An 18001-nucleotide genomic window follows, 5' to 3' on the forward strand; every position below is an offset into this window, starting at 1 on the left:
GGGGAGATTGGCCTATTCGCCCGGCAAATCCAAGTTCGTCGCGATTTCGCCGCTGCCCGCGTTGAGCGAGAAGGACAGCGTCGCCGGGCCGGTCGTCTCATCCGCCGCGCGCCAGATCGTGACCGGCAGAGAAAAGAGCAGCCCGGTGTCCGGATCGAAGGCCGCGTCATGGGCGGCCAGGTCCATGTTCGCATAACCCCAGTCCTCGGCGCCCGAGATGACCTTGCACTGGCGCGTGCCGTCATCGTTGTAAGGCGGCGACAGGATCAGGAGCCGGAACGGAACCGGCGCGGGGTCTCGAGTGTCGAGCAGCACCACGCGGATGTCGCCCTCGGGAAAGGCGCGGGTGGCACTGTCCCAAGGTTCGGCGATCAGGCGCAGGTCGACCTCTTGCGCGCAGTCGGTGACGGTCTGGGCGAGGGCGGGCGCGGTCAGGAGGGCGAGGGCGGCGGCCAGGCGGATCATGTGGCCCTCACGAGCAGGACCGAGACGGCGGCGAAGCCGAAGAGACCGGCAAAGGCGCCCTCGAACCAGCGGCGCGCCGAGAGGTAAAGCCCCGCGATCCGGGGCGACGAGAAAATGAACGCATAGGTGAAGACGACGAGGCTTGAGACCGTCATGCAGCCAAAGCCGACCTCGATGATATCTGTCACGGGAGCGGTGGGCGACAGGACCACGGCATAGAGCGAGCCCCAGAAGAACACTGCTTTGGGATTGGTGAGGTGGACGAGCGCGCCCTTGCGCCAGCCGCGCGCGAAGCGGATCGGCTCGGTCGCTGGCTGGAGCGCCTTCGCCCCGGGGCGAAGCGCGTTGCGGGCGGACTTGACCGCGAGGAACAGGAGATAGGCCGCGCCCGCATAGCGCAGGATCTCGATCGACCAAGCGTTGGCCATCATGACGGCGCCGAGGCCCAGGCCCGCCGAGATCGCCCAGAACGCCGAGCCGCACATGATGCCGAGCGCCACGCCAAGGGCCGCCCGGCGGCCGGCACCTAGGGCCGTCGAGATGAGCGTCAGGATCGCGGGGCCGGGCGAGGCCACGCCCACCGCCCAGACGACGAGGATGGGGGCAAGTTCGGTCAGCGTCACCGGCGCGCTCCGTCTTGAGCCTCGGCCCGCGCCTCGTCCATCAGGCGGCGCATTTCGCGGATGCTTTCCGGAAGTCCCCGGAAGATCGCCTCGCCGATCAGAAAATGCCCGATGTTCAGCTCCATGACCTCGGGAAAGGCCGCGACCGGTTTGACGGTGTCATAGGTCAGCCCGTGGCCCGCGTGAACCTCTAGCCCCATCGAATGGGCGAAGGCCGCCATGTCGCGCAGACGCTCCAGCTCGGCATCCCGCGCGGCGAAATCACCCGCGGCGTGGTGGTCACAATAGGCGCCGGTGTGAAGTTCGACCACGGCGGCTCCGATCCGCGCGGCGGCCTCGATCTGGGCGCGATCGGCGGCGATGAAGATCGACACGCGGCAACCCGCGTCCCGCAAGGGCGCGATGAAATGGGCGAGGCGGTTTTCCTGCTTGGCCACCTCCAGACCGCCTTCGGTCGTCACCTCCTGCCGCTTCTCGGGCACGATGCAGACGGCGTGGGGCTTGTGACGGAGCGCGATGGCCTGCATCTCGTCCGTGGCGGCCATTTCAAAGTTCAGGGGCAGCGACAGTTCCGCCATCAGCCGGTCGATGTCTACGTCCGAGATATGGCGCCGGTCTTCGCGCAGATGCGCGGTGATACCGTCGGCCCCGGCCTCTTCCGCCAGTTTCGCCGCCCGCACCGGGTCGGGATAGGCAGAGCCGCGCGCGTTGCGCACGGTGGCCACGTGGTCGATGTTCACGCCCAGTCGAAGTTTCCCGGTCATTCCGCTTTGTCCCCCCGTGCCTGTTGCGCGGCGCGTTCCGCCATGCGCTTGTCGTATTTCTTGCGGATGCGTTTCACCCTTTGCTTCTGGTAGGTCGTCAGGACCGGTTTTGACAGCCCGAAAGCGACCATTGCGGTTGCGATGCCGGGGAGGATCCCACCCACCAGGTAAGGCAGGAAGACCCGATCGAAGAACAGGGCGAGCCCCGACCACTCTGCGGTGTGATGGGTGAAGATCGACATGAAGTTGTGCCAGATGTCATAGCTCGCGCGCGCGAAGGCGTCGAAGACATAGGCCAGCCTTATGTCCTGCATCGGCAGGCCCAGGAACCGGTTGCCGATGCGCAGCGACATCGAGGCGATCAACGGGAAGGTGATCGGGTTGCCGACGAACGTGGCGAGGATCGCGGCGAGGTAGTTGCCGCGCACCACCCACGAAATCAGCGCCGCCAGAACGAAGTGCAACCCGAAGAGCGGGGTCCAGCACACGAAGACCCCCGCCGCCACGCCCCGCGCGATGCGGTCGGCGGGATCGGGAAGCCGGCGCAGGCGGTGCAGCACATAGCGCGTCGCGCGCAGCCATCCGCCGCGCGGATAAACCAGATCGCCAAGCGACTGAAGGTAGGAGCGCGGTTTGCGTTTGAACAAGCTCGCCCTCCTTTCCTAGGGTGCGCGGCTCAGGTCCCTGTGCCGTCGGATTTCCGCAACGTCGGTTTCGGCTTCGAGAACCAGCATGACCGCATGAAGATGCTCGATGTCGCGCAGGTCCACATCGACGCGGATCCGGAAGAAATCCGGTTTCCGGTCGATGAAGTGCAGGTCCGAGATATTGGCCTTCTGCTCGCCGATCAATGTGCAGATTCGTCCAAGGACCCCTGCATCGTTGGAAATCGTCAACTCGAGCGTCACCGTATGGACGGCGGCATGTTTGCCGGAGTGCCAGTGCACGTCCACCCAGCGGCTCGAATCCTCCGCCAGCTCTTCGAGCGCATGGCAATCGATGGAATGCACGACCACCCCGCGCCCGCGATAGGTGATGCCGACGATGCGCTCGCCCGGGACCGGCTGGCAACAGGCCGCGATGGTGAAGCTCTGGTCAGGTTCGAGGCCGATGACCGCGCGGTCCTGGGTGATCGTGGTGCCCGGGTCAATCGCGTCGGGATAGAGGATCGCCACCACGTCGCGGGCGGCAAGATCGGCCGACCCGAGCCGAGCCAGAAGATCGTCGGGCCCGCCGAGCGAAAGCTGTTTCGCTGCGGTTTCGAGCGCCTTGTCGGTGGCCTTGCGCCCGACGTGGTCGAAGGCGACCCGCGCCAGTTCGCGACCGAGCTTGATGAACCGCTCCCGGTCCTCTTCCCGCAGACGCCGCCGGATCGCGCTCTTGGCGCGGCCGGTGACGACGATGTCGAGCCACGTGGCCTGCGGGCTTTGCCCTTCGGCGGTAATGATCTCCACCGACTGGCCGTTCTTGATCCGGGTCCAGAGCGGCACGCGGATGTTGTCCACGCGCGCGCCCACGCAGCTGTCGCCGATCCGGGTGTGAATGGCATAGGCGAAATCGAGCGGCGTGGCGCCACGCGGCAATTGCACCACTTCGCCCTTGGGCGTGAAGCAGAACACCTGGTCGGTATACATCTCGAGCTTCACGTTCTCGAGAAACTCGTCGTGATCCTCGGCGTTCTCGAAGCGCTCGGTCAGCGTCGCGATCCATTTCGCGGGATCGACGGCGAAGGGGTTCTCGCTCTTTACCCCGTCCTTGTAGGACCAATGCGCGGCAACGCCCGCTTCGGCGACCTCGTGCATCTGGCGGGTGCGGATCTGGATTTCCACGCGCTTGCCGTCGCGGCCCGACACAGTGGTGTGGATCGAGCGGTAACCGTTCGACTTGGGCTGGCTGATGTAGTCCTTGAACCGCCCCGGCACGGCGCGCCAGCGCTGGTGGACGGCGCCCAGAACGCGGTAGCAATCGGCCTCGCTCTCGGTGATCACGCGGAAACCATAGGTGTCGGACAGACGCGAGAAGCTCTGGTCCTTCTCCTGCATCTTGCGCCAGATCGAATAGGGTTTCTTGGCGCGACCGAAGACCTGCGCCTCGATCTGGGCGCGGTCGAGTTCCTTGCGGATGTCGGTCGTGATCTTGTTGATGACGTCGCCCGATTCCTTTTGCAGCCGGATGAAGCGCCGGATGATCGACGAGCGCGCATCGGGATTGAGGACGTGGAAGGCGAGGTCTTCGAGTTCCTCGCGCATCCACTGCATCCCCATCCGGCCTGCGAGCGGCGCGAAGATGTCCATCGTCTCGCGGCTCTTCTGTGCCTGTTTCTCGGGTCGCATGGCGCGAATCGTGCGCATGTTGTGCAAACGGTCGGCGAGCTTCACGAGGATCACGCGCAGATCCTTCGACATCGCCATGAAGAGCTTGCGGAAGTTCTCCGCCTGCTTCGTCTCGGTCGAGGAAAGCTGCAGGTTTGTAAGCTTGGTCACCCCGTCGACAAGCTCGGCCACGTCTGGCCCGAACTTGTTGGCGATCTCGGTATAGGTGGAGCCGGTGTCCTCGATCGTGTCGTGCAGAAGCGCGGTGATGATCGTGGCGTCGTCGAGCCGCATCTCGGCCAGGATATGGGCGACGGCGACGGGATGCGTGAAATAGGGCTCGCCCGACTGGCGCGTCTGCCCTTCATGCATGCGCCGCCCGTAATCGAAGGCCGCGCGGATCAGGTCCGAGTTGGACTTGGGGTTGTAGGCGCGGACCTGCGCGACGAGCTCTTCAGGATCAAGTGCCGGCATTCAGGTCCGCCAAATTCTCAAGCGGGGGGTCGGATTACCGCTGCCCCTGTGCCTCCATGAGAGCACGAAGGAGTTTCTCGTCCGTCATGTCGTCGTCGTCGGGCTTGTCGGCCGATTCCTGACCCATGAGCAGGGCCATCTGGTCGTCTTCCGGCTCGTCGACTTCGATCTGGGTCTGGTTCGACTCGATCATGCGTTCGGTCAGGTCGTCGGCAGTTTGCGTTTCGTCCGCAATCTCGCGCAGCGCCACAACGGGGTTCTTGTCGTTGTCGCGGTCGACCGTGATCGAGGCACCCGACGAAATCTCGCGCGCACGATGGGCGGCAAGCATCACCAGATCGAACCGGTTCGGAACCTTGTCAACGCAGTCTTCAACCGTCACGCGGGCCATTGGGCACTCCAAAGCTGTTGGTGTGAAAGCGCTGTCTAGGGCCGTTCAACAGGAAACACAAGGGAAAACGAGGGCAGAATGCGCGCGAGCCGGGACCGAAAAGGTGGTGAAACACCCGTCCCGCCCGCTCCGCCGCTCTCGTACGTGAGTGGAATCGGCGGATGTCGGCCTATGTCGTTTGCAATGAAACGATCTCGGCCACATCCTCTGGCGGAAGGGCCGCGAGCATCTCGGCGATGGACGCACCAAGGAGTGGATGACGCCAGTCCGGCGCGACGTCGGCGGCGGGCACGAGCACGAAGGCGCGGTCCTGCATTCTCGGGTGCGGCACGATAGGTTCCGAGGGCGCGCGTTGTCGCTGAAGTTCTGGGCGAAGTTCGACCCATTCACGAAGCGTGGACTGGTCAGGCAGGATTTTTTCTTTATACGTAAGGAGGTCGAGATCGAGTGTCCGGTTTTCCCATCGTGCCCTGCGGGTGCGGTCAAAGGAGGCCTCGATATCGTGCAGACAGCCCAGAAGGGCCGCCGGGTCCAGGTCGGTTTCGACCGCGACCACGGCGTTCACCACATCGGGCTGGGTGCCCTTCGGGACAAAAGGAGACTGATACAGACGAGACCGGGCGAGGACCTTTATTGGCCCGGTATCGAGCGAGGAAATCGCCGCGCGCACCGTTGCTTCCGGCCCCCCCGCGGGCGACGTTGCGTTACTCCCAAGGCAAACAAGGATGTTGTCCCTAGGTAAACCGGTATTGTTTGCTTGCGACATGGTTTCGACACCCTATTTTGCCCCGCAGATTCGCCGCGCCCGCTTTTTTCGCACTTACCACTCACGGCACTCACGGCGAACACAATTCGGAAGGATGGATTATGTTCTACAAGGACGAACGGCTTGCGCTGTTCATTGATGGTTCGAACCTTTATGCAGCGGCGAAGTCGCTTGGCTTCGACATCGACTACAAGCTCCTCCGGCAGGAGTTCATGCGCCGCGGCAAATTGCTGCGCGCCTTCTACTACACGGCCTTGCTCGAGAACGACGACTATTCGCCGATCCGTCCGCTGGTGGACTGGCTCCACTACAACGGGTTCACCATGGTGACGAAACCGGCCAAGGAGTTCACGGACTCCATGGGGCGTCGCAAGGTGAAGGGCAACATGGACATCGAACTGACCGTCGATGCCATGGAGATCGCCCCGCATGTCGATCATATCGTGCTGTTCTCCGGCGACGGCGATTTTCGGCCGCTCGTCGAAGGGCTGCAACGCAAGGGCGTGCGTGTTTCGGTCGTCTCGACGATCCGTAGCCAGCCGCCCATGATCGCGGACGAACTGCGCCGTCAGGCTGACAACTTCATCGAGCTCGACGAGCTGCGCGAAGTCATTGGGCGTCCTCCGCGTGAAGATCGGCCCGAGCGCGTTGACAACACGGCGAACGAAGACGCGGACGCCTGAGGCATCCGGTCAGAGACAAGCGAAGGGCCCGGCGCATTGCCGGGCCCTTTTTCGTCGGACCTGTTCCCGACGAGGACCGGGGACTGCTCATGGAAAGATGAGGGCTGGCCCACTGGACCTCACGCCACATGCCCATTAGGTGTGGAGCGGACCAAGGAGCGCCGCGAACGCCATGACCAAACAGCCCCTGAACCTGTATCTCGCTGCCCCGCGCGGTTTCTGCGCCGGTGTGGACCGGGCCATCAAGATCGTCGAAATGGCGATCGAGAAATGGGGTGCGCCGATCTATGTCCGCCACGAGATCGTGCACAACAAGTTCGTCGTGGACAGCCTGCGCGCGCAGGGTGCGGTCTTTGTCGAGGAACTGGACGAATGTCCGCCGGACCGTCCGGTGATCTTCTCCGCCCACGGCGTGCCGAAAGCGGTGCCTGCCGAAGCGGCGCGGCGCGAAATGGTCTATGTCGATGCGACCTGTCCGCTGGTGTCCAAGGTGCATATCGAAGCCGAACGTCACCACGCCAATGGGCTTCAGATGGTGATGATCGGCCATGAAGGTCACCCCGAAACCATCGGCACCATGGGGCAACTGCCCGAGGGCGAGGTTCTGCTTGTGGAGACGGTCGCGGATGTCGCCAGGATCACGCCGCGCGACCCCGAGCAACTTGCCTTCATCACCCAGACGACGCTCTCGGTCGATGACACCATCGACATCGTCGCGGCGCTGAAGGCCCGGTTCCCGGCGATCATCGGCCCACACAAGGAAGACATCTGTTACGCCACCACCAACCGGCAGGAAGCGGTCAAGGCCGTCGCGCCCAAGGTCGATGCGCTGCTGGTGATCGGGGCGCCAAACTCGTCCAACTCCCGCCGTCTGGTCGAGGTCGCGCGGGGGCAGGGCTGTGCCTATTCCCAGCTTGTCGGCCGCGCGGATGAAATCGACTGGCGCGCGCTCGAGGGTGCCCGCGCGATTGGCGTGACGGCGGGTGCCTCGGCCCCGGACGTGCTCATCCAGGAGGTGATCGACGCCTTTCGCGACCGTTACGACGTGACGCTGGACGTGGTGGAAACCGCCGTCGAGAACGTCGAGTTCAAGGTGCCGCGCGTGCTGCGCGAACCCGCCTGAGGCGGGCCTCCGCGTGCGTCCTGACCCGGACACCATCGCCTTCTACAATACGGCAGCCGCACGGATGACGGATGTCACCGCCGAAGGACCGCCCTCGCCGGCGCTGGCCGCCTTCATGGCCCTCTTGCCCGAAGGCGCGCAGGTGCTCGATTTCGGCTGTGGCCATGGGATCGCTACCGCGCAGATGAGCTGGGCCGGGTTTCGTGTGACCGGGCTTGATGCGTCGCGCGGGCTTTTGTCGGTCGCGCGCCGTCTTGCCCCCGACGCGGCATTTCTGGAGGCCTCGTTCGATGATCTGCGTGCCACCGCCACTTACAACGGAATCTGGGCCAACTTCGCGCTCGTTCATGCCCCGCGTGCGACCTTGCCCGCCCATATCGCCCGGCTGCACACGGCGCTGAAACCCAACGGCGTGCTCCATCTGTCCATGATCCTCGGAAGCGGCGAAGAGCGCGACAGCCTGCAGCGGGCCTATACCTATGTGACCGAAGCCGAGCTCACCGCCTTGCTCGGCGATTTCGACATTCTCGCGTCCGAGACGGATGTGAAATCCGGCGCGCTTGGCAACCATCCCGTGATCCGCATCCGCGCGAGGAGAGGCCCATGATCGGCATTCCCCGCACCCCGCTTCTTCTGGGCTTGGCCGGGCTGATCCCCTTCGTCTGGGGGCTGATCACGAGTTTCGAGCGGATCGACGGGCTCGACGACTACTGGCAGGGTTGGCCGCTTCTCGCCGATTACGCGATGGTGATCCTGCCCTTCATGTCGGGCGTGATCTGGGGCTTTGCGACGAACGCCACGGGCAAACAGGCCGCGACGCTCTATATCCTGTCGGTCATCCCGGCGCTCTGGGCCTTCTTCTTCATCCTCGAAGATACCGCCCTTCTCTCGGCCGCCGTGGGGTTCGTCGTGCTCCTTCCCATCGACTACGCCTGCACGCGCGCCGGGCTTGCGCCGCTTTGGTGGATGCGGCTGCGCCTGATACTGACCGCCGTGGTCGTGCCCTGCCTCGTCATCGGTCATATCGTGGCCGCGCCCAGCTTCCTGTCGTGAGCGCAGACGCCGAAACACTGGCCGTCTACGACGCCCGCACGGGGGATTATGCCCGGATGGTCTCTGCGTGGAATACGCCGGGCCTCGACGGGTTCTTGGATCGCCTGCCGCGCCCCGGAGTCGTGCTCGACCTCGGCTGCGGTCCGGGGCTCGATGCCCGCAGGATGATGGACGCGGGCCTCGATGTGGACGCGGTGGACGCAAGTGCGGCAATGGTCCGCGCGGCGCAGGAGATCGGCGTGCCCGCGCGACAATCGACCTTCGCCCAGATAGACGGGAGCGGTCTCTACGACGGCATCTGGGGCAACTTCTCGCTCCTTCATGCGCCGCGCGCGGATTTTCCCGACCACCTCGCAGCGCTCGCCCGTGCCTTGAAACCCGCTGGCCTCTTGCACATCGGCATGAAACTGGGCGAAGGGGAAGGCCGTGACGCCCTCGGGCGGTTCTACACCTATTACGATGAGGACGAACTCCTGCGACATCTGACCACCTCCGGCTTCACGCCCACTGCCCGCTGCGAGGGAACCGGCAAGGGCCTTTCCGGTGAAGCGTCGCCCTGGATCTGGGTGCAGGCGACGAAAGCGCATTCCGATGGTTGATCTCGTCGCACATACCGACGGCGCCTGTTCCGGCAATCCCGGCCCGGGGGGCTGGGGCGTGCTCATGCAGGCCAAGGACGGCGTCACGGTGGTCAAGGAACGCACCCTCTCGGGCGGCGAAGCGGCGACGACCAACAACCGGATGGAGCTGATGGCCGCGATCATGGCGCTCGAAACGTTGGAGCGGCCCGCGACCATCACCATCGTGACCGACAGCGCCTACGTGAAGAACGGGATCACGGGTTGGATCCACGGCTGGAAACGCAACGGCTGGCGTGCCTCGGGTAACAAGCCGGTGAAGAACGTCGAGCTTTGGCAAAGGCTGGAAGAGGCGACGAAGCGCCATCAGGTCACTTGGAAGTGGATCAAGGGCCACGCCGGCCACGCGGAAAACGAACGCGCCGACGAACTGGCCCGCGAAGGCATGAAGCCCTTCAAGTAACTACTTGCCCAGGTAGGTCTGCCAGAACCAGATCAGGAACACAGCCCCCAGAACGGCCCCGATGAAGCCGAAGGCCACGGCGGCCACGGTCACCAGCGCCCTGAGCAATAGCCCCCCGATCAACGCGCCCAGCACCCCGACACCCACGGTGACGATCACGTTGGTATCGACCTTCATGATCCGCGTGGCGATGAAGCCCGCGGCGGCCCCGATGATGATGAGAAGCGTGACTGCCATGCGTTCAATATGGTCATCCCGCCAGCGCGCTCAATCCCTCCACTGCGTCATGAATGCCTTGGCGATGCCGCGTCAGCGTCAAACGGAAGGACTAGGCCGCGACCGGAAAGGCCTTGTCCCGCCCATGCGGCTCGTCCCAGTCGATCACCGGGTTGATCGGGATGATCCGGTTCGGGTTCACCATGTCGTGGCTGTAGTGGTAGTGCCGCACGTAATGGTCCGGGTGCACCGTGTTGGCCACACCCGGCCATTGATATAGCTCGCGGGTATAGGCCCAGAGGTTCGGGTATTCGCGAAGCCATTTCCGGTTGCACTTGAAATGCGTGTGATAGACCGGATCGAAGCGCACCAGCGTCGTGAAGAGCCGCCAGTCAGCTTCCGTGATCCTGTCGCGCACCAGATAGCGCTGACCCGAGAGCCGCTCTTCCAGCCAGTCGAGGGCATGGAACAGCGTGACCACCGCCTCGTCATAGGCCTCCTGCGTGGTGGCGAAGCCGGCCTTGTAGACGCCGTTGTTGACCTCGTCATAGACCCGGTCGTTGACCTCTTCTATCTCTCCGCGCAGCGCCTCTGGCCAGAAATCCTGTGTGTCCCCGGTGATCCCGTCGAAGGCCGAGTTGAACATCCGGATGATCTCGGCCGATTCGTTTGAGACGATGGTGCCGGTCTTCTTGTCCCAAAGGACGGGCACCGTGACCCGGCCGGAAATCTTCGGGTCTGCCTCGGTATAGATCTCGCGCATGAAGCGTTTGCCGAAGAGCTTGTCCCCGGTTGCGCCGACGAAGTCGGTGTCGAAGGTCCAGCCGTCTTCAAGCATGTCCGGGTGCACCACAGACACGTCGATATGGTCCTGAAGCGCCTTCAGCGTGCGGAACACGAGCGTGCGATGGGCCCAGGGGCAGGCAAAGGAGACGTAGAGGTGATACCGCCCCCTTTCCGCCGCGAAGCCGCCATCCCCCGAGGGGCCGGGCGCGCCGTCCGGCGTAACCCAGTTGCGAAACTTTGTGGTGGAGCGCACGAATTTGCCGCCATGCGCCTTGGTGTCATACCAGTTCGTGTTCCAGTCGCCGTTCTCGAGATAGCCCATCGGGTCCTCCTTCGTTGCCTCCCAACATAGGGAAAACGCGACGCTGTGCGAATTGGTTCAGTGGGCGCATGACCTGTGCGCCCTGACACATGTCGCGGGTCTCTCCCCAGGCGTCGCATGGCGCATTTACCCGCGCCAACGGTTCCTGTATGCCCTGTCGCGACGATGCCCCGACCGGGGCCGGAGAGGTGGGCTTTTCGGATCGACCCAATCGGGGATCCTCGCAGGCCGTCGTCGGCGAAGCTGCCGCGCCCTCTTCCGTTCCGGTCCAAGCCACGCGAGGACCACGATGAAGTTCACCATTGCCGCTCTCCTGCTTTTGTTGCCCGGCATGGCGCTGGCGCATCCCGGGCATCTGGCCGATGCGGCCGGTCACGACCACTGGGTCGCCGGAGTCGCCATTGGTGTGGCCATCGGCGTCGCCGTCTGGGGCGCGCTGCGGGGACGGGGCAAGAAGGTTGAAGACACGGCGGCGGACGAAGCAGAGACCGCCGAACCGCAGGAGGCCTGAACCATGTCGAAGATCGGTGTCATGATCTGCGGCCACGGGTCGCGCAGCCAGTCCGCGGTGGACGAGTTCAAGGTGCTTGCCGAGAAGCTCCCCGCCTTCTTCCCGGACGACTGGATCGTCGACTACGGCTATCTCGAGTTCGCGAACCCGGTGATCCGCGTCGGTCTCGACAACCTGCGGGAGGCGGGCTGCGACCGGATCGTCGCGGTGCCGGGGATGCTCTTCGCCGCGATGCATTCGAAGAACGACATTCCCACTGTGCTCAATACCTATGCCGCCGAACACGGGATCGAAGTCTCATACGGCCGTGAGCTTGGCGTCGATCCGAAGATGATCGCAGCGGCCGGCGACCGTATCCGCGCCTCTCTGGCCGAGGCAGATGCGACGCAGGGACCGGTGGATATCCACGACACCTGTCTCGTCGTCATCGGGCGCGGTGCGTCGGACCCGGATGCCAACGCCAATGTCGCCAAGATCGCACGCCTTCTGCAGGAAGGCATGGGGTTCGGCTGGCTCGAGGTTGGCTATTCCGGCGTGACCTTCCCGCTCGTCGAACCCTGCCTGCAACACGCCGCGCGGCTTGGATACAAGCGCATCGTCGTCTTCCCTTACTTCCTCTTCACCGGCATCCTGATCGACCGGATTTACGGGTTCACCGACCGCGTCGCCGAGGCGCACCCAGGCATCCAGTTCGTCAAGGCCGGTTATCTCAACGACCACCCCAAAGTGCTCGAGACCTTCGCCGAACGCGTGACCGAGCAGCTTGGCGCGGTGCCGCCGCCCAACTGCGGCACCTGCGGCTACCGCGAGCAGGTTCTGTCGCTGTCGGCAGGCAAACACGTCCACGTGAAACCCGAGGATCGGGCCGGACACCCCGCCTATGCCGAGGTGCCGCCGCCGACCTGCGTCATGTGCAAATACCGGGTCGAGGTGTTGGGTTTCGAAGCCGAAGTCGGCGCGATCCAGGAAAGCCATCACCACCACGTCGAAGGGCAGGGGGCCTCGGCGCCGGGGTCCAACGTCGAGGATTGCCGCTTCTGCACCACCTTCTGCACCGGCGAGTGCCGGCTTCATCTGCACGCCCATGACCATGGCCACCATGACCATGACCATGATCACGACCACGGGCACCATCGCGACCACCATCACCATCATCATGGTAACGGGCACGATCACGGGCATGACCACGGCCACCACCACCCGGTCTATCCCCATGCGAAACATCCGCACGGGCCAGAATCGGCGCGTCGCAAATGACCCGCCCGCCACTTCGCTACACGCGCGACCCTGCCGCGATCTACCGCGAGAGCTTCGCTACCGTGGAGCGTGAGGCGCGGCTGGATCGGTTTCCGGTGGGCATGGCGGCGCTCGCCACGCGGATAATCCACGCCTGCGGCATGGTCGAGGTAGCCGACCGGCTGTCATTTTCGGATCGCGCCTATGAGGCGGGCCACGATGCCTTGCTCGCCGGTGCGCCGATCCTGTGTGATTGCGAAATGGTCGGCGCGGGGATCATTCGCCGTTACCTGCCGCGCCAGAACGAGGTGATCGTGACGCTGAACGATCCTTCCGTTCCGGACCGTGCGAAGTCCATCGGCAACACGAGGTCCGCAGCCGCGGTCGAGCTTTGGGCGGATCGGCTGCAAGGCGCCGTCGTCGCCATCGGCAACGCACCGACAGCGCTGTTCCACCTGCTCGAGCTCCTGGACGCCGGCGCGCCGAAACCGGCGGTGATCCTCGGGTTTCCCGTGGGCTTCGTCGGCGCGGCGGAATCCAAGGCCGAGTTGTCCAACAACCCGCGCGGCTGCGACTTCGTCGCCCTGCGCGGGCGCAGGGGCGGGTCGGCGATCGCCTCGGCCGCCGTCAATGCGCTCGCCGCGGGCCTTCCGGAGAAACTGCAATGACCCAACCCTGGCTCCATATCGTCGGGATCGGCGAGGACGGCATGGACGGGCTGACCCCCGCCACCCGCGCCGTGGTCGAGGCTGCCGAGGTGATCATCGGCGGCGACCGTCACCATTCGCTGTCGGATGGTGTGACCGCCGAGCGCGTCTCCTGGCCCTCGCCCTTCGATGCGCTGATCGACACGCTTCTCTCTTACCGGGGCAAACGTGTCGTGGTGCTGGCGACCGGGGATCCGCTCTGGTTCTCGGTTGGTGCCCGGATCGGGCGTGGCATTCCTCCCGGCGAGATCACCTATCACCCGCAGCTTTCGGCCTTCCAACTGGCCTCTGCCCGGATGGGCTGGTCCATGGCCGACCTCGAAACGCTGACCGTCCATGGCCGCCCGGTCGAGCAGATGATCGCTTTCATCCAGCCCGACGCACGGCTCCTGATCCTGACCACCGGCAGCGAGACGCCGGGGCAGATCGCGCGGTTCCTGACCGAACGGGGTTTCGGCCGGAGCCCGATGACGGTCTTCGCCAATATGGGCGGCAAGGACGAAGCGCGGTTCGATGGGACGGCGGAAAACTGGAGCCACGAGGTGCCCGCCTTCAACACGCTCGCGGTCGAGTGCATCGCGGCCCCCAACGCCGCGCTCCTCCCGCGCGTGCCGGGCCTGCCGGACGACCTGTTCCAGCACGACGGCACCATGACGAAACGCGAGGTGCGGGCGCTGACCGTGGCGAAGCTTATGCCGATGCGAGGGGCGCTTTTGTGGGACATCGGGACCGGCTGCGGCTCCGTCGCGGTCGAGTGGATGCGTGCCGCCCGCTATGCCCGCGCCATCGGGATCGAACCTCGAGCCGACCGACGCGCCATGGCGGCTGCCAATGCGCTGGCGCTTGGCGTGCCGCGACTGGAGATCATCGACGGCATGGTGCCCGCGGCTCTCGAGGGGCTCGAGGCGCCCGATGCGGTCTTCATCGGCGGCGGGTTGTCGGAAGGCACATACGTATCCGCATGGTCGGCGCTGAAGCCGCTCGGGCGGATGGTTGCAAACGCCGTGACGCTCGAAAGCCAGGCCGTGCTTCTGGAGCTTTACAAGACTCATGGTGGCGAGTTGATCCAGCTCGGCATCTCGCGCGCTGACGACCTGGGGCCGCGCACCGGGTGGCGGCCGGCTATGCCCGTGATGCAGTGGAGCCTGATCAAGCGATGAGCGGAACCCTGATCGGTGTGGGCCTTGGTCCGGGCGACCCGGACCTGATGACGCTGGCCGCGGTGCGGGCCATCGCTACGGCCCCCGTCGTCGCCTATCCGGCGCTGCCCGACACGCCAAGCCTTGCCCGCTCCATCGCCGCCGAACATATCGCGGCGGGGGCGCATGAGATCGTGATCGAGGTCCCGATGACCAAGGCGCGCGAACCGGCACAGGCGGCCTATGACCTTGGAGCGGAACGGATTTCTGCGGCACTGTCCAGCGGGGCGGACGTCGCGGTCCTCTGCGAAGGGGACCCTCTGTTCTACGGGTCCTTCATGTATCTGCACGCGCGTCTCGCCCGTCGGTTTCCGACCCGGATCATCCCAGGTGTCACTTCGGTCTCGGCCGCTTCGGCACGAGCGGCACGGCCCCTCGCGGCACGCAACGAGGTGCTGACCGTCATCCCCGGCCCGCTTCCGTCCGACGAAATCGGGGCGCGGATCGAGGCGGCCAGTTCGGTCGCCATCATGAAGGTGGGCCGCCATCTTGGGCGCATCCGTGATGTGCTGACCACACTCGGACTGGCCGAAAGCGCCACCTATGTCGAGCGCGCGACGCTGGCCGAAGAACGTATCCTGCCCTTGTCGGAGGCGCCCGATCCGGCCCCCTATTTTTCGATGATCTTAGTGACGAAAGGTGCCGACCCATGGCTGTGACCCCCGTCGTGCTCTGTCTCAACCGGTCGGGTGAAGCGACGGCGCACCGTGTCGCCGTGGCGCTCGGTGCCACCATTCATGGCCGTATGGATCGTGTGGAGAGGGCCGATGTGTTCTTCGCCAATGCGCTCGATCATGCGCGCGATCTGTTCGCCGCCGGGACGCCGGTCGTTGGTGTCTGTGCCTCTGGCATCCTGATCCGCGCCGTGGCGCCGCTCCTTTCCGACAAGCGGAGTGAGCCACCCGTTCTGTCCGTCTCGGACGACGGATCGGTGGTCATTCCGCTTCTGGGGGGACACCGGGGTGCGAACCGGCTCGCAACCGAAATCGCTGCCGCATTGGGTGCCAAAGCCGCCGTCACCACGGCAGGCGACATTGCCATCGGCGCGGCGCTCGACGTGCCGCCGCCGGGCTACCGCCTGGCGAACCCGGAGGACGCCAAGGGTGCCATGGCCGCGCTTCTGTCCGGGTCGGGCGTGAGCGTCATTGGCGACAACATCTTCGGGCTCGAGGACACGGACGGCGGGGTGGAACTTGCCGTGACCGAGACGTCGCTTGACGGGTCGGAAGCACGGCTCGTCTATCATCCGCAGGTCTTCACCCTGGGTGTCGGCTGTGCCCGCAATTGCCCGCCGGAGGAGCTTTGGGATCTGGTCCTGTCCACGCTGGCGGACGCCGGAATTGCTCCCGGTGCCATCGCCGCGGTGGGCACCATCGACCTCAAGGCCGATGAACCGGCGATCCTGTCGCTCGCCGCCCGTCTGGGCGTTCCGCTGCGGCTCTTCCCAGCCGCCGAACTGGAGGCCCAGACCGGGCGCAGCGCGAACCCGTCAGAGGTGGTCTTTGCCGAGGTCGGTACCCACGGCGTGAGCGAGAACGCCGCCCTGTGCCTTGCGGGCGAGGCGGGCCAGTTCGCGGCAACAAAGCGCAAGACGGCCAATGCCACCTGCGCCCTTGTTCGGGCGCCAGCGCCGATCACCACCCTCGCGGGCCGGCCCCGTGGACGTCTGTCGATCGTCGGCATCGGTCCGGGTCAATCGACCTGGCGCACGCCGGAAGTTTCGCGTCTGGTGGCCGATGCCGAGGAGCTTGTGGGGTATGGGCTTTACATCGACCTGCTCGGCCCGCTCGCGGCGGGCAAGGCGCGGTCGGACTTCCCGCTTGGCGGGGAAGAGGACCGGTGCCGCTATGCGCTGGAGCAGGCCGGGCTGGGCAAGAACGTCGCGCTCGTCTGTTCCGGGGATGCCGGGATCTATGCCATGGGCGCGCTGGTGTTCGAGTTGCTCGACCGGGCGCCCGATTTCGGGGGTGTCAGCGATGCCGCACGGCGCGTCGAGGTCGTCTGTTCGCCTGGCGTCTCCGCGCTTCAGGGTGCCGCAGCGCGCGCCGGTGCGCCGCTCGGCCATGACTTCTGCACGATCTCGCTCTCTGACCTGCTGACACCCCGCGACGACATCATCCGACGGCTGAACGCGGCCGCCGAGGGCGATTTCGTCATCGCTTTCTACAACCCCGTGTCGCGCACCCGCCGCACGCTTCTGGCCGAGGCGCGAGACATCCTGCTAAGGCACCGGCCGGCCGATACGCCTGTCCTGCTCGCTTCCAACCTTGGCCGTCCGCAGGAAAGCATACGCTACCGTATTCTCTGCGACCTCGAGGTGGACGAGGTCGATATGCTGACCGTGGTGCTCGTCGGGTCGTCCAATACCCGGCTCGCGCAGCTTGGCGAAGGGCCGCGCATGTTCACCCCGCGTGGCTATGCGCGGCGAATCGATGGCGATCTCAAGGACGTGGGCAACCGGCATCTGGAAGAGGAGAAGGCGCAGTGACCGTCTATTTCATCGGTGCGGGTCCGGGTGACCCAGAGCTTCTGACGCTCAAGGCGCAGCGCCTGATCGCGGCCTGTCCTGTCTGTCTTTATGCTGGCTCACTCGTGCCGCCCGAGGTCGTCGCCGGTGCGCCGGACGGGGCGCGGGTGATGGACACGGCACCGATGACTCTCGACGACACGCATGCCGAAATCCTTGCCGCACACCGGCGCGGCGAGGACGTGGCGCGGGTCCATTCGGGTGACCCGTCCCTCTACGGGGCCATCGCCGAACAGATCCGCCGGTTGCGTGCCGACGATATCCCCTATCAGATCGTGCCGGGCGTGCCCGCCTATGCTGCGGCTGCGGCGGCGCTGGGACAGGAACTGACCATCCCGGAGATTGCGCAAAGCATTGTCCTGACACGGGTTTCGATGCAATCGACGGCGATGCCCGAGGGCGAGACGCTGGAGAATTTTGCCCGGACTGGCGCGACGCTCGCCATCCACCTGGGCGTGCGCAACATGCGGGAAATCGAGCGTGTGCTGACGCCACATTACGGTGCGGATTGTCCCGTGGTGGTCGCCTATCGCGTGGGTTGGCCGGACGAGATGCTCATTCGCGGCACGCTCTCGGACATCCGGTTGAAGGTCCGTGCCGAGAAGATCACGCGCACCGCTCTTATCCTCGTGGGCCCCGCGCTGGGCACGATCCGTGACTTCAAGGACTCGGCACTTTACGACCCGGAAAGGCCCCATGTGCTGCGCCCCGTGGTCGGTGTGACATTGGTCGAAGAGCACAATACCTGAGCCACAGGTTCAGGATATGGAAATGAACCGTGGAACCTTTCAACGAACTTTTC

Annotated in this window: 22 protein-coding genes; 13 read left to right on the top strand and 9 right to left on the bottom strand. The window is 65.2% G+C overall.

All coding sequences use genetic code 11. From position 1 onward, the window contains the following. Positions 1–12: 12 nt before the first annotated feature. The 7 genes from KJP29_RS05615 to folK form a co-directional block, all read right to left on the bottom strand. Entirely contained in the window at positions 13–465 is a 453-nt protein-coding gene (locus KJP29_RS05615) for a hypothetical protein (RefSeq protein ID WP_218462585.1), read from the bottom strand. Further along, the gene (locus KJP29_RS05620) at positions 462–1088 is read right to left on the bottom strand and encodes a LysE family translocator (protein ID WP_218462586.1); all 627 of its coding nucleotides are present in this window, start codon (positions 1086–1088) and stop codon (positions 462–464) included. Before KJP29_RS05620 ends, KJP29_RS05615 begins: the two co-directional genes overlap by 4 nt. Further along, on the bottom strand, positions 1085–1852 hold the full coding sequence (locus KJP29_RS05625; protein ID WP_218462587.1) for a pyridoxine 5'-phosphate synthase: 768 nt from the start codon (positions 1850–1852) through the stop codon (positions 1085–1087). The genes KJP29_RS05620 and KJP29_RS05625 overlap by 4 nt, the downstream gene beginning before the upstream one ends. Then, entirely contained in the window at positions 1849–2499 is a 651-nt protein-coding gene (locus KJP29_RS05630) for a DUF2062 domain-containing protein (protein WP_218462588.1), read from the bottom strand. The genes KJP29_RS05625 and KJP29_RS05630 overlap by 4 nt, the downstream gene beginning before the upstream one ends. Before the next feature lie 15 nt (positions 2500–2514). Further along, a complete protein-coding gene (locus KJP29_RS05635) occupies positions 2515–4638 on the bottom strand; it encodes a bifunctional (p)ppGpp synthetase/guanosine-3',5'-bis(diphosphate) 3'-pyrophosphohydrolase (RefSeq protein ID WP_218462589.1) in 2124 nt (707 codons plus the stop codon). Positions 4639–4672: 34 nt separating this feature from the next. Then, positions 4673–5029, bottom strand: a complete 357-nt coding sequence (rpoZ, locus tag KJP29_RS05640) for a DNA-directed RNA polymerase subunit omega (protein ID WP_218462590.1) — start codon at positions 5027–5029, stop codon at positions 4673–4675. 169 nt (positions 5030–5198) lie between these two features. Next, positions 5199–5795, bottom strand: coding sequence for a 2-amino-4-hydroxy-6-hydroxymethyldihydropteridine diphosphokinase (gene folK / locus KJP29_RS05645; RefSeq protein WP_218462591.1), 597 nt, complete (start codon positions 5793–5795; stop codon positions 5199–5201). A gap of 101 nt (positions 5796–5896) precedes the next feature. Between folK and KJP29_RS05650 the strand changes: the two genes are divergently transcribed. The 6 genes from KJP29_RS05650 (at position 5897) to rnhA (ending at position 9695) form a co-directional block, all read left to right on the top strand. After that, on the top strand, positions 5897–6478 hold the full coding sequence (locus KJP29_RS05650; RefSeq protein WP_218462592.1) for an NYN domain-containing protein: 582 nt from the start codon (positions 5897–5899) through the stop codon (positions 6476–6478). A gap of 172 nt (positions 6479–6650) precedes the next feature. Next, a complete protein-coding gene (gene ispH / locus KJP29_RS05655) occupies positions 6651–7601 on the top strand; it encodes a 4-hydroxy-3-methylbut-2-enyl diphosphate reductase (RefSeq protein WP_218462593.1) in 951 nt (316 codons plus the stop codon). A 13-nt stretch (positions 7602–7614) separates the two neighbouring features. Further along, a complete protein-coding gene (locus tag KJP29_RS05660; protein ID WP_218462594.1) occupies positions 7615–8208 on the top strand; it encodes a class I SAM-dependent methyltransferase in 594 nt (197 codons plus the stop codon). Further along, the gene (locus KJP29_RS05665) at positions 8205–8654 is read left to right on the top strand and encodes a DUF3429 domain-containing protein (protein WP_218462595.1); all 450 of its coding nucleotides are present in this window, start codon (positions 8205–8207) and stop codon (positions 8652–8654) included. Before KJP29_RS05660 ends, KJP29_RS05665 begins: the two co-directional genes overlap by 4 nt. Then, positions 8651–9253: a class I SAM-dependent methyltransferase gene (locus KJP29_RS05670; protein ID WP_370630838.1), complete on the top strand. Its 603-nt coding sequence runs from the start codon at positions 8651–8653 to the stop codon at positions 9251–9253. The genes KJP29_RS05665 and KJP29_RS05670 overlap by 4 nt, the downstream gene beginning before the upstream one ends. After that, a complete protein-coding gene (rnhA, locus tag KJP29_RS05675) occupies positions 9246–9695 on the top strand; it encodes a ribonuclease HI (RefSeq protein WP_218462596.1) in 450 nt (149 codons plus the stop codon). The genes KJP29_RS05670 and rnhA overlap by 8 nt, the downstream gene beginning before the upstream one ends. Here rnhA and KJP29_RS05680 read toward each other — a convergent pair whose 3' ends face one another. Together KJP29_RS05680 and KJP29_RS05685 are read right to left on the bottom strand one after the other, a co-directional pair. Then, a complete protein-coding gene (locus KJP29_RS05680; protein ID WP_218462597.1) occupies positions 9696–9932 on the bottom strand; it encodes a GlsB/YeaQ/YmgE family stress response membrane protein in 237 nt (78 codons plus the stop codon). A gap of 91 nt (positions 9933–10023) precedes the next feature. After that, on the bottom strand, positions 10024–11019 hold the full coding sequence (locus KJP29_RS05685) for a glutathione S-transferase family protein (protein WP_218462598.1): 996 nt from the start codon (positions 11017–11019) through the stop codon (positions 10024–10026). Between the two features lie 289 nt (positions 11020–11308). Between KJP29_RS05685 and KJP29_RS05690 the strand changes: the two genes are divergently transcribed. The 7 genes from KJP29_RS05690 to cobM are packed head-to-tail and all read left to right on the top strand — an operon-like array spanning position 11309 to position 17948. Further along, complete coding sequence (locus KJP29_RS05690; protein WP_218462599.1) at positions 11309–11530, top strand: DUF6732 family protein; 222 nt, start codon at positions 11309–11311, stop codon at positions 11528–11530. A gap of 3 nt (positions 11531–11533) precedes the next feature. Beyond that, positions 11534–12787, top strand: coding sequence for a sirohydrochlorin chelatase (locus tag KJP29_RS05695; RefSeq protein WP_218462600.1), 1254 nt, complete (start codon positions 11534–11536; stop codon positions 12785–12787). Next, a complete protein-coding gene (locus KJP29_RS05700) occupies positions 12784–13434 on the top strand; it encodes a precorrin-8X methylmutase (protein ID WP_218462601.1) in 651 nt (216 codons plus the stop codon). Before KJP29_RS05695 ends, KJP29_RS05700 begins: the two co-directional genes overlap by 4 nt. Further along, complete coding sequence (cbiE, locus tag KJP29_RS05705; protein ID WP_218462602.1) at positions 13431–14633, top strand: precorrin-6y C5,15-methyltransferase (decarboxylating) subunit CbiE; 1203 nt, start codon at positions 13431–13433, stop codon at positions 14631–14633. Before KJP29_RS05700 ends, cbiE begins: the two co-directional genes overlap by 4 nt. Then, the gene (cobI, locus tag KJP29_RS05710; RefSeq protein ID WP_218462603.1) at positions 14630–15331 is read left to right on the top strand and encodes a precorrin-2 C(20)-methyltransferase; all 702 of its coding nucleotides are present in this window, start codon (positions 14630–14632) and stop codon (positions 15329–15331) included. Before cbiE ends, cobI begins: the two co-directional genes overlap by 4 nt. Beyond that, a complete protein-coding gene (gene cobJ / locus KJP29_RS05715; RefSeq protein WP_218462604.1) occupies positions 15322–17160 on the top strand; it encodes a precorrin-3B C(17)-methyltransferase in 1839 nt (612 codons plus the stop codon). The genes cobI and cobJ overlap by 10 nt, the downstream gene beginning before the upstream one ends. Continuing rightward, entirely contained in the window at positions 17157–17948 is a 792-nt protein-coding gene (gene cobM / locus KJP29_RS05720) for a precorrin-4 C(11)-methyltransferase (RefSeq protein ID WP_218462605.1), read from the top strand. Before cobJ ends, cobM begins: the two co-directional genes overlap by 4 nt. Positions 17949–18001: the final 53 nt, after the last annotated feature.

The organism is Maritimibacter sp. DP1N21-5 (genome assembly GCF_019218295.1).
GTDB lineage: Bacteria > Pseudomonadota > Alphaproteobacteria > Rhodobacterales > Rhodobacteraceae > Maritimibacter.

What these genes read in the sequence shown, in the direction of transcription:
- KJP29_RS05615 (WP_218462585.1), bottom strand. Translation starts at nt 465, where the DNA reads ATGATCCGCCTGGCCGCCGCCCTCGCCCTCCTGACCGCGCCCGCCCTC.
- KJP29_RS05625 (WP_218462587.1), bottom strand. Translation starts at nt 1,852, where the DNA reads ATGACCGGGAAACTTCGACTGGGCGTGAACATCGACCACGTGGCCACC.
- KJP29_RS05635 (WP_218462589.1), bottom strand. Translation starts at nt 4,638, where the DNA reads ATGCCGGCACTTGATCCTGAAGAGCTCGTCGCGCAGGTCCGCGCCTAC.
- rpoZ (WP_218462590.1), bottom strand. Translation starts at nt 5,029, where the DNA reads ATGGCCCGCGTGACGGTTGAAGACTGCGTTGACAAGGTTCCGAACCGG.
- folK (WP_218462591.1), bottom strand. Translation starts at nt 5,795, where the DNA reads ATGTCGCAAGCAAACAATACCGGTTTACCTAGGGACAACATCCTTGTT.
- KJP29_RS05650 (WP_218462592.1), top strand. Translation starts at nt 5,897, where the DNA reads ATGTTCTACAAGGACGAACGGCTTGCGCTGTTCATTGATGGTTCGAAC.
- ispH (WP_218462593.1), top strand. Translation starts at nt 6,651, where the DNA reads ATGACCAAACAGCCCCTGAACCTGTATCTCGCTGCCCCGCGCGGTTTC.
- KJP29_RS05665 (WP_218462595.1), top strand. Translation starts at nt 8,205, where the DNA reads ATGATCGGCATTCCCCGCACCCCGCTTCTTCTGGGCTTGGCCGGGCTG.
- rnhA (WP_218462596.1), top strand. Translation starts at nt 9,246, where the DNA reads ATGGTTGATCTCGTCGCACATACCGACGGCGCCTGTTCCGGCAATCCC.
- KJP29_RS05680 (WP_218462597.1), bottom strand. Translation starts at nt 9,932, where the DNA reads ATGGCAGTCACGCTTCTCATCATCATCGGGGCCGCCGCGGGCTTCATC.
- KJP29_RS05685 (WP_218462598.1), bottom strand. Translation starts at nt 11,019, where the DNA reads ATGGGCTATCTCGAGAACGGCGACTGGAACACGAACTGGTATGACACC.
- KJP29_RS05690 (WP_218462599.1), top strand. Translation starts at nt 11,309, where the DNA reads ATGAAGTTCACCATTGCCGCTCTCCTGCTTTTGTTGCCCGGCATGGCG.
- KJP29_RS05695 (WP_218462600.1), top strand. Translation starts at nt 11,534, where the DNA reads ATGTCGAAGATCGGTGTCATGATCTGCGGCCACGGGTCGCGCAGCCAG.
- KJP29_RS05700 (WP_218462601.1), top strand. Translation starts at nt 12,784, where the DNA reads ATGACCCGCCCGCCACTTCGCTACACGCGCGACCCTGCCGCGATCTAC.
- cbiE (WP_218462602.1), top strand. Translation starts at nt 13,431, where the DNA reads ATGACCCAACCCTGGCTCCATATCGTCGGGATCGGCGAGGACGGCATG.
- cobI (WP_218462603.1), top strand. Translation starts at nt 14,630, where the DNA reads ATGAGCGGAACCCTGATCGGTGTGGGCCTTGGTCCGGGCGACCCGGAC.
- cobJ (WP_218462604.1), top strand. Translation starts at nt 15,322, where the DNA reads ATGGCTGTGACCCCCGTCGTGCTCTGTCTCAACCGGTCGGGTGAAGCG.